The 11130-nt window shown below is 61.2% G+C and carries 13 protein-coding genes and 2 tRNA genes; 5 read left to right on the top strand and 10 right to left on the bottom strand.

Going from position 1 to position 11130, the window contains the following annotated elements; all coding sequences use genetic code 11:
• On the bottom strand, positions 1–244 hold a 244-nt coding region (locus tag NKJ06_RS32235; RefSeq protein ID WP_352812020.1), incomplete at its 3' end, for a GTP-binding protein.
• 315 nt (positions 245–559) lie between these two features.
• On the opposite strand from NKJ06_RS32235, the gene NKJ06_RS32230 reads away from it, so the two are divergent.
• Positions 560–1447, top strand: a complete 888-nt coding sequence (locus tag NKJ06_RS32230) for a DMT family transporter (RefSeq protein ID WP_352635719.1) — start codon at positions 560–562, stop codon at positions 1445–1447.
• 60 nt (positions 1448–1507) lie between these two features.
• Here NKJ06_RS32230 and NKJ06_RS32225 read toward each other — a convergent pair whose 3' ends face one another.
• A complete protein-coding gene (locus NKJ06_RS32225; RefSeq protein ID WP_352635721.1) occupies positions 1508–1765 on the bottom strand; it encodes a GlsB/YeaQ/YmgE family stress response membrane protein in 258 nt (85 codons plus the stop codon).
• Between the two features lie 130 nt (positions 1766–1895).
• Here NKJ06_RS32225 and NKJ06_RS32220 point away from each other — a divergent pair, with 130 nt between their 5' ends.
• Entirely contained in the window at positions 1896–2360 is a 465-nt protein-coding gene (locus NKJ06_RS32220) for a YidB family protein (RefSeq protein ID WP_352635723.1), read from the top strand.
• A gap of 244 nt (positions 2361–2604) precedes the next feature.
• On the opposite strand, the gene NKJ06_RS32215 is transcribed toward NKJ06_RS32220, so the two are convergent.
• On the bottom strand, positions 2605–3363 hold the full coding sequence (locus NKJ06_RS32215) for a DUF2971 domain-containing protein (protein ID WP_352635724.1): 759 nt from the start codon (positions 3361–3363) through the stop codon (positions 2605–2607).
• Between the two features lie 133 nt (positions 3364–3496).
• Here NKJ06_RS32215 and NKJ06_RS32210 point away from each other — a divergent pair, with 133 nt between their 5' ends.
• Positions 3497–3715: a hypothetical protein gene (locus NKJ06_RS32210; RefSeq protein WP_352635725.1), complete on the top strand. Its 219-nt coding sequence runs from the start codon at positions 3497–3499 to the stop codon at positions 3713–3715.
• 18 nt (positions 3716–3733) lie between these two features.
• Here the strand turns inward: NKJ06_RS32210 and NKJ06_RS32205 are convergent.
• Positions 3734–3807 (bottom strand) — tRNA-Gly (locus NKJ06_RS32205).
• Positions 3808–3895: 88 nt separating this feature from the next.
• Positions 3896–3980 (bottom strand) — tRNA-Tyr (locus NKJ06_RS32200).
• Between the two features lie 198 nt (positions 3981–4178).
• On the opposite strand from NKJ06_RS32200, the gene NKJ06_RS32195 reads away from it, so the two are divergent.
• Positions 4179–5027, top strand: coding sequence for a TrmH family RNA methyltransferase (locus NKJ06_RS32195; RefSeq protein ID WP_352635726.1), 849 nt, complete (start codon positions 4179–4181; stop codon positions 5025–5027).
• Between the two features lie 116 nt (positions 5028–5143).
• Here the strand turns inward: NKJ06_RS32195 and NKJ06_RS32190 are convergent, their stop codons facing one another.
• From NKJ06_RS32190 to gcl, 3 genes are all read right to left on the bottom strand, one after another.
• Positions 5144–6061 (bottom strand): 2-hydroxy-3-oxopropionate reductase, encoded by a 918-nt coding sequence (locus tag NKJ06_RS32190; RefSeq protein ID WP_352812015.1) that lies wholly within the window; start codon positions 6059–6061, stop codon positions 5144–5146.
• Between the two features lie 226 nt (positions 6062–6287).
• Complete coding sequence (gene otnI, locus NKJ06_RS32185) at positions 6288–7085, bottom strand: 2-oxo-tetronate isomerase (RefSeq protein ID WP_352812014.1); 798 nt, start codon at positions 7083–7085, stop codon at positions 6288–6290.
• A gap of 14 nt (positions 7086–7099) precedes the next feature.
• Positions 7100–8881 carry a glyoxylate carboligase gene (gene gcl, locus NKJ06_RS32180; RefSeq protein WP_352812012.1) on the bottom strand — a complete coding sequence of 594 codons (1782 nt, stop codon included), beginning with the start codon at positions 8879–8881 and terminating at the stop codon, positions 7100–7102.
• A 215-nt stretch (positions 8882–9096) separates the two neighbouring features.
• On the opposite strand from gcl, the gene bhcR reads away from it, so the two are divergent.
• Positions 9097–9918 (top strand): HTH-type transcriptional regulator BhcR, encoded by an 822-nt coding sequence (bhcR, locus tag NKJ06_RS32175; RefSeq protein WP_352812010.1) that lies wholly within the window; start codon positions 9097–9099, stop codon positions 9916–9918.
• Between the two features lie 6 nt (positions 9919–9924).
• Here the strand turns inward: bhcR and NKJ06_RS32170 are convergent, their stop codons facing one another.
• Positions 9925–10281 (bottom strand): hypothetical protein, encoded by a 357-nt coding sequence (locus NKJ06_RS32170; protein WP_352812008.1) that lies wholly within the window; start codon positions 10279–10281, stop codon positions 9925–9927.
• Between the two features lie 192 nt (positions 10282–10473).
• The gene (locus NKJ06_RS32165; protein ID WP_352812006.1) at positions 10474–10776 is read right to left on the bottom strand and encodes a BA14K family protein; all 303 of its coding nucleotides are present in this window, start codon (positions 10774–10776) and stop codon (positions 10474–10476) included.
• Positions 10777–11130 lie beyond the last annotated feature (354 nt).

Here is an 11130-nt window from a genome sequence, read left to right as displayed (position 1 = left end):
CGGCGTGGCCGGGGCAGTCGACGTGAGCGTAGTGGCGGTTGGCCGTCTCATATTCGACGTGCGCCGTCGAGATCGTGATGCCGCGCGCCTTCTCTTCAGGAGCAGCGTCGATCTGGTCGTAGCGCTTGTATTCGCCAAAATACTTGGTGATCGCAGCCGTCAGCGACGTCTTGCCATGGTCGACGTGGCCAATCGTGCCGATGTTCACGTGAGGCTTGTTACGCTCGAATTTACCTTTTGCCATAGTCTCTTTCCTTGGACGGCCCGGATCTTCAGTTCGGTCGAAGACCTTCAGTTCAGTCGAATGCGGGGCGATTAGCGACAAAGGCCAAAAAACACAAGCGTCTTTTGGCCGGGTGCCGTCTCACTCAGTCCGAACCATCGATCCGATTGCGGGGATGTGGCGCTGATATAGGAAGGCGCACCGCGAAATGAAATGGGTGACAGGCCGATCGATCGATGCCGCGATAGCGTTGTCTCGCCTGCCCAATCCCCTGTCTGATTCATGGCCAGGCCATGGACCATTGCTGAAGGCATCGAGGTCTGATCTCCTGACCGGATGCATTTCATCCCGCCCTCAATCCGTGGCCCGCTGTTCATGATCGTTTCGACGGGATCGTATCTCGTCAACGACACGATGATGAAGCTCGCGACGGCAGGCCTGCCGTCCTATGAAGTGCTGTTTCTGCGCGGCGTGGCGGCAGCGCTCTGGGGCTTCCCGCTGTTGTTCGCGCTGGGCTACGGCAAGCAGGTCCCGCTGATCTTCGACGGCCAAGTGCTGCGCAGGAACCTGCTCGAGCTGGCGGCGATCCTCTGCTATGTCGTGGCGCTCGCCAACATGCAGATCGCCGATTCCACCGCGCTTGGACAGATCACGCCGCTCTTGATGCTGGTCGGCTCCTCGATCCTGTTTGGCGAGCGGATCGGCGGCCGGCGCATGGCGCTGATCGGGCTCGGCTTCATCGGCGCGCTGATGGTGGCGCAGCCGACGATGCAAGGCATTTCGATCTACGCCCTGCTGGCGCTCGGCAATGCAGCGCTTGCGGCCGCGCGCGACCTTGCCGGCAGGCGGGTCTCGGCCGAGGTGCCGGGCATGATCGTGGCGATTTCCGCCGTCGTCGTCGTGCTGATCGGCGCCGGTGCCGCGCATCTGGTTTCCGAGCGCTGGGTGATGCCCGGGATGCACCATTTGCTGCTGATGGCAGGTGCTGGATTTTTCCTGATCTTCGGCCACTTCTTCATCTTCATGGCCTATCGCGTCGGACCGACCAGTGCCGTGGCGCCGTTCTACTATTGCTTCACCGTCTGGGCGGTGATTTCAGGCCTGCTGGTGTTCGGGCAATTCCCCAACGCGCTGGCGATCTGCGGCATCCTGCTGGTTGTCGGCAGCGGACTGACCATCGTCTCGCTGGATCAGCGCCAGCGCCGGCTGGCCGTCGTCGCATAAAGTCTGTTCCATCCCGATAGAATCGGGATGGTAGGACCCCGGCGATTGCCTGTTGCGCTGCTAGAGCGCCCGTCTTCCGCTGAACTGATGGTAGGCCCACAGGACGACCACCGCTCCGATCACGGAGACGATCAGGCTGTAGATGTTGAGGCCGGTGACACCCGAAGCGCCAAAAGCGCTGAAGATCAGGCCGCCGACAATGGCGCCGACGATGCCGAGCACGATATCCATGATCATGCCCTGGCCGGTCTTGTTGACGATCTTGCTGCCCAGGAAGCCGGCGATGACGCCGAGTATGATCCAGCTGATGATTGACATTTTTTCCTCTCCATCCCCCGCCAGCCGAACATTTTCATATGATTGTCAAAACCTCAAGCCAGCTTGAAATTCCGCCCGAATACTTCATTGTTGAAGATGGGACGGGCTTGGTCGCTATGGAGGATCCACTATGGGACTTTTTGACAATGCCGTTCCCGGCGGCAACATCACCAAACCGCTGATGATCGCACTCGGCGCGCTGCTGGTCGGAAAGATGCTGAGCGGCAGAAGCGCCGAACAGCCCGAGCAGCCTCAAGCTCCCGCGCCGGCCGACCCCGCCCCGACGGAAACCACGTCCGCCGACGGCGGTCTGGTTGGCGGACTGGGCGGCCTGCTCGACAAGCTCAGAAATGCCGGCCACGGCAACACCGCCGACTCCTGGGTCGGCACCGGGCAGAACCAGTCGATCAACGCCAATGATCTCGGCAATGCGATCGGCCCGCAGATCATTCGCGAGATCGCTCAACGGACCGGAATGGACGAGCAGGAACTGCTCAAGCAACTGTCCACGGCTTTGCCCGGCGTCGTCGACAGACTGACGCCGAACGGCCAGGTGCCGCAGCAGCACCAGGTCGCATCCGCCTTCAACAGCTAGCGCGGCGCCCGCACAATTGGAACGCTGCGCCTTGTGCGCAGTGTTTCGGCTGGCAGGTTGTAGGGATGAGTGTCTGGAGCGGGTAGCGGGAATCGAACCCGCATATTCAGCTTGGAAGGCTCTAGAAACGCAATGAAGTCAATGCGCCGTGTTACGACGCCTCGTGTGGCGTGTCACATGAAGGCCTAATACACTTGGGCGTGTCACGGCGCGCCCAGGCGCAGGCATAGGAGCAATTGAGGAATTAGAAGAGCGCTTCTGAGGCTAGGGACGATTGATGAACGGGCGCCGCTAAGCCATATTTCTTCGATAGGTCACTCACAACTTGATAGAACCAATCTGGCGCGTCAGGACTGACGAATATCTTCTCCAAAAGCCAATTCAAATCGACGTCCAGAGCCATTCCACCCCCGATCCTATGTGTGCGGCCAGGTAGAGTCTCAGTTGAACTATGGCACATCATCATTGAGCGAACTTCCCGTTCATGAGCGAACGAATCGCGCTTTAGCATGAACGCGTTGAATGTGTTGCCTTCATGCACACCGATTGTCTCATAGTCGCCATATGTGACTTCTCCAAGATAAACTCTGTCTGGCATTTGCTTATACAATAAAGAATACCGCGACTGTATTGCGACGGCATCGCTCGATTTAGCGTAAAGCCTCCACATCGCTGCTGATTCAGCCTCATTGGCATGCCAGCAATTCACATATATGTACTCTCTTGCCGCACGTTTTGTTTTCGACATAATCTCTAAGAACTCGGCGATTTTATCCTCTGATGTTTCGGGAGACCCGGATCGAAAGAAGTCCGCTAATTGTTGCCGCCCGATGGTCACATTCATTCGAGGGAAGCTTCCCTCGAATTTGTCTCCGAGGTTATCTGCCCTTGCATAAAAAAGTTGGCTTGATTGAATAAGGGCGGCGAACTTGGATAAATCCATATATCGCCAGACCTTGATCTCAGTGTTATTTGGCTGCGGAAAAGACGGATGTTCTTCCATCGATCATCTCTATCACCCTCGCGTTCAGCTTGGGAAGGTAGCCCATTTTGACGGGTTCCAACGGCTTCCGTATAACATGACGCGCCTAGCGGAATAACTCGCCCAATCCGGCGCCGTTTCATCGACTTCTGACATGTTCGGTGTAAACGAGCGTTCAAACCGCCAAAACGGCACATTTCCGGGCTTTTTCGTGCCGTTTGCGCCCGGCTACTACCCCTGGGCGCAAGGCTACGTGCGCAACGGCGATCTCGACAACAACCGCAAGGTCGCCGACGCCCGCGCCAAACTGCGCCAGAGACACGGCAATGACACGCGTGACACGGCGCCTGTTTCGGGATTGAGATTTTGTTAGCGATTTCAAAGAGATATTTGGAGCGGGTAGCGGGAATCGAACCCGCATATTCAGCTTGGAAGGCTGCTGCTCTACCACTGAGCTATACCCGCGCCTTACCTGAAGTACCGGATTCACCCGAAAAGCGCCATGCACTTTTCAGTCCGATTCTTTCGCGTTTCAGGGCTTCCGGGCCGGCAGTGGTGGAGAGGGTTGGATTCGAACCAACGTAAGCTAAGCTAACGGATTTACAGTCCGTCCCCTTTAACCACTCGGGCACCTCTCCAGTCTGCCGCCGGAGCCATGCAACGAGGCATTCACGCCAGTCCGGACCCGAGTTAAGTGTTCTCCGAAACCAGCGAAGCGCCTTATGGCGGCAAGCCCATTGGGTGTCAACCGCGCAACCAGGGTTTTTCGTTTCTGTTCGCCGGCTGCGGCGACGGGCCATATCCTTGGCCGGAGGAGACCGCTATAGAAGCCAGCCATGAGCGATAAAACCAACACCCCCAAAGACACCCATTACGCCAAGCTGCGCCGCGCCTATCGCGACGAGAAAAGCGGCGGCGCTCCTGCATTCAGGCCCAAACAGCCGGTTCCGCCGGGCGAAAATGCCGCGGATGGCCTGGTGCGGCTCTATGGCCTGCACACGGTGCGGGCGGCACTCGACAATCCGCGCCGCAAGATCCGGAAGATGCTGGTAACGCGCAATGCGGCCGAACGCCTGGAAATCGCCGATCTCGCCGCCCTGCCCTTCAAGACGGAACTGGTCGAACCCAGGGACATCGACAAGATCACCGGGTCGGACGCCGTGCATCAGGGCGTGCTGATCGAGGCGGAGCCACTGAAGCCCAAGCGGCTCGATGCACTTGGCGATGCCAAGCTGGTGCTGGTGCTCGACCAGGTCACCGATCCGCACAATGTCGGCGCCATCCTGCGCTCGGCGGTGGCCTTCGGCGCCGGTGCGCTGATCACTACGGCCCGCCACAGCCCGCAGGAATCGGGCGTGTTGGCGAAATCCGCCTCCGGCGCGCTCGAGCACATCGACCAGATCGAGGTGAAGAACCTGGCTGACGCGCTCGGCCAGCTGCACGAGGCCGGCTTCCGCACCATCGGGCTTGATTCGGACGGGCCGGCGGAACTCGAAAAGAGCTTTGCCGGAGAAAAGATCGCCCTGGTGCTGGGCGCCGAGGGCAAGGGCCTGCGCCAGAAGACGCGCGAGACGGTGACGACGCTGGCGCGGCTCGACATGCCCGGCGCGATCCATTCGCTCAACGTATCGAATGCCGCGGCGATCAGCCTTTACGTGGCGCGGACATTTTTGAAGCGCAGCTAAAGCGCCTGCCGGGAACATCTCGAAACGAGAAACGGGTTCCGGCGACAGATACCGGAACCAGTTCTTCGACGGGCAAGAGCTGGCGGCTTGGGAACGTTGCGCCGCCCTTTCCCTACCTATGCCGCTTTGCCTTTGACGTCGGCTGCCTCGCTGCCGACCTCGAAATTCGCCATCCGCTCCAGCGCCCTGACCAGCGCCGAATGATCTTCCTTTGCGCCGCCATTGGCCGCGCAGGCGTTGAACAGCTGCTGCGTGGTGGACGTGTTGGGCAGTGACACGCCGAGCGCTTTTGCCCCTTCCAGCGCTAGGTTCAAATCCTTCTGGTGCAGTTCGATGCGGAACCCCGGCGCGAAGGTGCGCTTGACCATGCGCTCACCATGCACTTCCAGAATGCGCGAGGCCGCCAGCCCGCCCATCAGCGCCTGCCTGACCTTGGCCGGGTCGGCGCCGGCTTTCGATGCAAAAACAAGCGCTTCGGCGACGGCTTCAATGGTCAGCGCGACGACGATCTGGTTGGCCACCTTGGTGGTCTGGCCAACGCCGTTCGGCCCGACCAGGGTGATGTTCTTGCCCATCTTCTCGAAGACGGGTTTGGCGCGCTCGAACGGCTTTTCCTCGCCGCCGACCATGATGGTCAGCGATGCCGCCTTGGCGCCGACCTCACCGCCCGAGACTGGTGCATCGAGATAATCGCAGCCCAGCTCGTTGATCTTCCTGGCAAAAACCTTGGTCTCGATCGGCGAGATCGAGCTCATGTCGATGACCAGCTTGCCCTTCGACAGACCGGACGCAACGCCATTCTCGCCGAACAGCACATCGGCGACCTGCGGCGTGTCCGGCACCATCAGAATGATGATGTCGGCCGCCTTGGCCACGGCGGCATGGCCGGTGACTGACGTAAGTCCCTTGGCGACGAGATCCGCCGAGGGTTTTGATCGATGGTCGCTGGCGATGACCTTATAGCCCGCGTCCAGCAGATGCCCCGCCATCGGCGCGCCCATGATGCCGAGGCCGATGAAACCGATGGTTTCCATTGTGGTTCTCCGTCTCTTGTTAGGCCGCGTTCTGTCACGCCCCCCTCTGTCCTGCCGGACATCTCCCCCACAAGGGGGAGAATGGATATCACCGCTGCCTTCGCCAATTTTCGAGCGTCAGAAAATCAAAGGCCGGCGCCGAAGCTGCCGATCTCCCCACCCGTGGGGGAGATGGCCGGCAGGCCAGAGGGGGCGCGAAGGAACGCGACTTCTACTGCGATAGTCGCTAAGCCGCCGCACTGCCCTGCCCGGCCAATTCCTTGAACCAGCCCAAGCCGGCTTCCGTGCCGGCCTTTGGCTTGTATTCCGCCCCGACCCAGCCGGAATAGCCGATGCGGTCGATGTGCTCGTAGAGGAAGGGATAGTTGATCTCGCCCGTCCCCGGCTCATGACGGCCGGGATTGTCCGCAAGCTGGATATGCGCGATGCGGCCGAGGTTTGCCTCGATGGTACGGGCGAGATCCCCCTCCATGATCTGCATGTGATAGATGTCGTATTGCAGGAACAGGTTCTTCGAGCCGATACGGTCGATGAGATCAAGCGCCTGGTCGGAATAGTTGAGGAAGAAGCCCGGAATGTCGCGCGTGTTGATCGGCTCGATCAACAGCCTGATGCCGGCCTGCTCCAGCTTCTCCGCCGCGAAGGCGAGATTTTCGGCAAAGACGTCCTCCAGCACCTTGCGGTCGGCGCCCGTGGGCGCGATGCCGGCCAGGCAGTTGACCTGCTGGCAGCCAAGCGCCTGCGCATAGGCGATCGCCTTGGCGATGCCCTGGCGGAATTCCGGCACGCGATCCGGCAGTACGGCGATGCCGCGCTCGCCCTTGCCCCAGTCGCCTGCGGGCAGATTGAACAGCACCTGGGTCAGGCCGTTCTTCTTCAGCCGGGCCGCGACGACATCGGGCGCATGGTCATAGGGGCCGATATATTCGACGCCCTTGAAGCCGGCGCGGGCAGCGGCATCGAGACGGTCGAGAAACTCATGCTCGCCAAAGAGCATCGACAGATTGGCTGAAAAACGCGGCATTCTTCTTGTCCTTCTTAGTCGAGCATGACGATCGCCGTCGGCGCGTCTTCCTGATGTTCGGCAAGGTCCTCGAATTCGGTGATCTTGTCGATCTCGGTGCCCATCGAGATGTTGGTGACGCGTTCGAGGATGAATTCGAGCACGACCGGCACCCGGTGTTCTTTCATCAACCGCTGGGCCTCCTTGAAGGCGGCGGCGAACTCTTCCGGCTTGCGCACCCTGACCGCCTTGCAGCCCATCGCTTCGGCGACCGCAACGTGGTCGACGCCGTATCCGGCCTCCGGATCGCCTGATCGGTTGATGTTCTCGAAGGCGAGATCGACCTCGAAATCCATCGAAAACCCGCGCTGCGCCTGACGGATCAACCCGAGATAGGCGTTGTTCACGACGACATGGAGATAGGGCAGCTTGTGCTGTGCGCCAACCGCCAGTTCCTCGATCATGAACTGGAAATCATAGTCGCCCGACAGCGCCACAATGGTGCGGTCGGGATCCGCGGCGCGAACGCCAAGGGCCGCCGGCAAGGTCCAGCCGAGCGGGCCCGCCTGGCCGCAATTGATCCAGTTGCGCGGCTTGTAGACATGCAGGAACTGCGCGCCGGCGATCTGCGACAGGCCTATCGTGGTGACATAGGTGACATCGCGGCCGAACGCCTTGTTCATCTCCTCATAGACACGCTGCGGCTTCAGCGGCACCTGGTCGAAATGCGTCTTGCGCTTCATCGTCTTCTTGCGGCCCTGGCACTCCTTCGCCCAGCCGGACCAGTCGCGCAGCTTTCCGGCCGTCTTCCACTCGGTGGCGACGTCGAGCAGCATCTTCAGTGCCGCACCCGCATCCGACACGACGCCGAGGTCCGGCGCGAAGACGCGGCCGATCTGCGTCGGCTCGATATCGACATGGATGAACTTTTTGCCCTTGGTGTAGACATCCACGGAGCCGGTGTGGCGGTTGGCCCAGCGATTGCCGATGCCGAAGACGAAGTCGGCCTCCAGCATCGTCGCATTGCCATAGCGGTGGGAGGTCTGCAGCCCGCACATGCCGGCCATCAGCCGGTGGTCGTCCGGGATCGCGCCCCAGCCCATCAAGGTCGGGATGACCGGCACGCCTGAAATTTCCGCGAATTCGATGAGCAGATCCGACGCATCGGCATTGATGATGCCACCGCCGGCGACGATCAGCGGCCTTTCCGCCGCGTTGAGCATCGTCAGCGCCTTTTCGGCCTGGGCGCGCGTCATGGCCGGCTTGAACGGCGTCAGCGGCTCATAGGCGTCGATGTCGAACTCGATCTCGGCCAGCTGGACGTCGACCGGCAGGTCGATCAGCACCGGGCCCGGCCGCGAGGAACGCATAAGATGAAATGCCTTCTGCAGCGCCATCGGGACGAGATAGGGCTCCATGACGGTGACCGCCCATTTGGCGACCGGTGCGGCGATGGCTGATATGTCGACGGCCTGGAAATCCTCCTTGTTCAGCCGCGCCCGCGGCGCCTGGCCCGTGATGCACAGGATCGGAATGGAATCGGCCGCGGCCGAATAGAGCCCGGTGATCATGTCGGTGCCGGCCGGACCCGACGTGCCGATGCACAGGCCGATATTGCCAGCCTTGGCGCGGGTATAGCCCTCCGCCATGTGCGAGGCGCCCTCGACATGACGGGCAAGGACATGGCGGATGGTGCCCCTCGCCTTCATCGCCGAATAGAACGGATTGATCGCCGCGCCCGGCACGCCGAAAGCGCAGGAAATGCCTTCTTTTTCGAGAACGAGAACAGCGGCATCGACAGCGCGCATCCTGGCCATTTTCCAGCCCTCCATAGGGTTTGTCATTCTTGGACTGGCTAACGATGTCAGCATCCCGGCTATTTTTCAATTTTTTCAGAATATTTTTTCATTTCTAGAAAACGGCGACTGTATGCTGATTTTATTGTATTTTTCGTTTTCCAGGAATTCATCCCTCCGATTGAGTGAAAAACTTTTTCATTGTGTGTTTGGCGAAATCGGCTGAGAATGGCGCGATGGATACAACCGAAAAACGCCAGCCCGGGCGGGCGCGGGCTGTCAACGGGCCCGCAGAGGCCCGTTCGCTGCACTGGCTGGGTAGGGGGCGGCGCAAACAGGCCATCGTCGCGGCGGGCAGCGGCCTGTCGCTGAGCGAGATATCAGCGCAGAGCGGCCTTGCCGCCTCCACTGCCTACCGCATGCTGACGACGCTGCAAAATCACGGCATGGTGGAATTCGACACCAGCGACCAGCTGTGGTCGATCGGCGTCGAGACCTACCGCATGGGCGCGGCGTTCCTGCGCCGCCGCAAACTGGTCGACCGCGCCCGCGTCGTCATGCAGGAGTTGATGGAGAGAACCGGCGAGACCGCCAATCTCGGCGTCGCCGAGGATGATTGCGTCGTCTTCGTCAGCCAGGTCGAGACGCATCAGGCGATCCGCGCCTTCTTCCGGCCGGGCACGCGCAGCCCGTTCCATGCGTCCGGCATCGGCAAGGCGGTGCTGGCGCATCTCGAGCCGGAGCGCGTCGGAACCATCCTGCGCAAGGCCGGGCTGCAGCGCTTCACCGACAGGACGCTGTCCGACATCTCGGCGCTTGCCCACGACCTGGCGCGAATAAAGCTGCGCGGCTGGTCGATCGACGACGAGGAGCGGCACCCCGGCATGCGCTGCGTGGCGGCCGCCATCTTCAACGAATTCGGCGAGCCGATCGGCGGGGTCTCGGTTTCGGGGCCGACCGTGCGGGTGACGCCGGAGCGGCTGGCCGAGATCGGGCCGCTGGTGCGCGATGCCGCGGCCGAGGTAACCAGGATCATCGGCGGTGCCCAAACGATCTGACGGTCCCTACGCCCCGGGCAGCGTGCCCTTCGCCGACATCTCAAAGACATCGAGCAGGATCGCCAGTCCGACGCCGCACGCGGTCAGGATGAGGCCGGCCATGAAGATGTGGTTGGCGCGCTCGTAGATCTGACGGCGCAGTGAACTCATGTCGAGCAGCATGGACAGCGCCCGCATCTGCAGGGCGATGCCGACCAGGATCGGCACCACGGCGAACAGGTCGTAGAACCGCCATGGCACCGGGTTCGCCGCCCAATGCGTGACAAAGCCAAGCGAGAAGGCAAGCAGGATGCCGACGACGGTGATCGTGCCGTTGCGGAAAATGGTCTCGATCAGTTCTTCCTTTGGGTCGTGCTCGTCCAAGCGTCCCTCCCAGCGGCGATCGATCAGGTGGGGTCGAGACTAAGCGCTCGGGAAATCCCTGTACACGGTCTACTGAGCTGGAATTCGATTGCCGCGAACAAACAAGAAGCAAACCGCCGCCAGGTCGCCCCAAAAGCAAAAAGGGGCGGTGGGGGCGCCCCCTCTTCCGGCTGATTGAAACGCCACCTCCTCTCAGAGACGGCAGTAGTGGCGGTAGCCGTCGTGGCCGAGATAGGTGTCGGAGTCGACATCGTAGCTCGCGTAGCGATCGTAGCAGCGACGGACATGCCATGAGCCGCCGTCTTCGTCGACATAGACGGTCCGGGGCTGGGAGAGCAGGCTGCCCAGCACGAAACCGCCAACGCCGGCGGCGATGCCGATGCCGATTTCGCGGTTGTGGTGGCCGTGAGCAGCCGAGGGCTGGACGGTGCCGAGCAGCGTGCTGGCGGCGACGGCGGTGGCGATGACGCCGGAAACGAGTGTGCGCGTGAACATGACGATCTCCTTGCTTCGTTGACCGAGGCGACATCCGCCTCTTGATCATCTGTCGTTGCGGCAAGGAAAAAGGTTCGAATCTTTTTCGATTTTCTGGACCGGCTTGGGTTGCCTGTGCCGGGATCGCGCTGGCGGTGCGTTCGACCTCAAGAGGTTGGCGAGGACGTCGACGACGGCCAATCTCCCCCTTGTGGGGCAGGGCAATCGCATATTGCAGCGCCAGCTCCCCACTCCGGCCGCTACGCGGCCACCTCTCCCCCATGTCCATGCTATTGCATTCACACATCTCGGTTGCGTTTTGGGGCGAAGCTCGATTCTATTTGGGCCGGGACGCTGAAGGAGGTTTGAATGACC

The sequence above is a fragment of the Mesorhizobium sp. M0293 genome (genome assembly GCF_040321735.1).
GTDB lineage: Bacteria > Pseudomonadota > Alphaproteobacteria > Rhizobiales > Rhizobiaceae > Mesorhizobium.
The sequence above is the reverse complement of the archived record's forward strand: the minus strand, read 5'-3'. Positions and strand labels throughout refer to the sequence as shown.

What these genes read in the sequence shown, in the direction of transcription:
- NKJ06_RS32190 (WP_352812015.1), bottom strand. Translation starts at nt 6,061, where the DNA reads ATGGAAACCATCGGTTTCATCGGCCTCGGCATCATGGGCGCGCCGATG.
- NKJ06_RS32215 (WP_352635724.1), bottom strand. Translation starts at nt 3,363, where the DNA reads ATGGAAGAACATCCGTCTTTTCCGCAGCCAAATAACACTGAGATCAAG.
- NKJ06_RS32165 (WP_352812006.1), bottom strand. Translation starts at nt 10,776, where the DNA reads ATGTTCACGCGCACACTCGTTTCCGGCGTCATCGCCACCGCCGTCGCC.
- NKJ06_RS32210 (WP_352635725.1), top strand. Translation starts at nt 3,497, where the DNA reads ATGTTCGGTGTAAACGAGCGTTCAAACCGCCAAAACGGCACATTTCCG.
- otnI (WP_352812014.1), bottom strand. Translation starts at nt 7,085, where the DNA reads ATGCCGCGTTTTTCAGCCAATCTGTCGATGCTCTTTGGCGAGCATGAG.
- NKJ06_RS32230 (WP_352635719.1), top strand. Translation starts at nt 560, where the DNA reads ATGCATTTCATCCCGCCCTCAATCCGTGGCCCGCTGTTCATGATCGTT.
- NKJ06_RS32225 (WP_352635721.1), bottom strand. Translation starts at nt 1,765, where the DNA reads ATGTCAATCATCAGCTGGATCATACTCGGCGTCATCGCCGGCTTCCTG.
- NKJ06_RS32220 (WP_352635723.1), top strand. Translation starts at nt 1,896, where the DNA reads ATGGGACTTTTTGACAATGCCGTTCCCGGCGGCAACATCACCAAACCG.
- gcl (WP_352812012.1), bottom strand. Translation starts at nt 8,881, where the DNA reads ATGGCCAGGATGCGCGCTGTCGATGCCGCTGTTCTCGTTCTCGAAAAA.
- bhcR (WP_352812010.1), top strand. Translation starts at nt 9,097, where the DNA reads ATGGATACAACCGAAAAACGCCAGCCCGGGCGGGCGCGGGCTGTCAAC.
- NKJ06_RS32195 (WP_352635726.1), top strand. Translation starts at nt 4,179, where the DNA reads ATGAGCGATAAAACCAACACCCCCAAAGACACCCATTACGCCAAGCTG.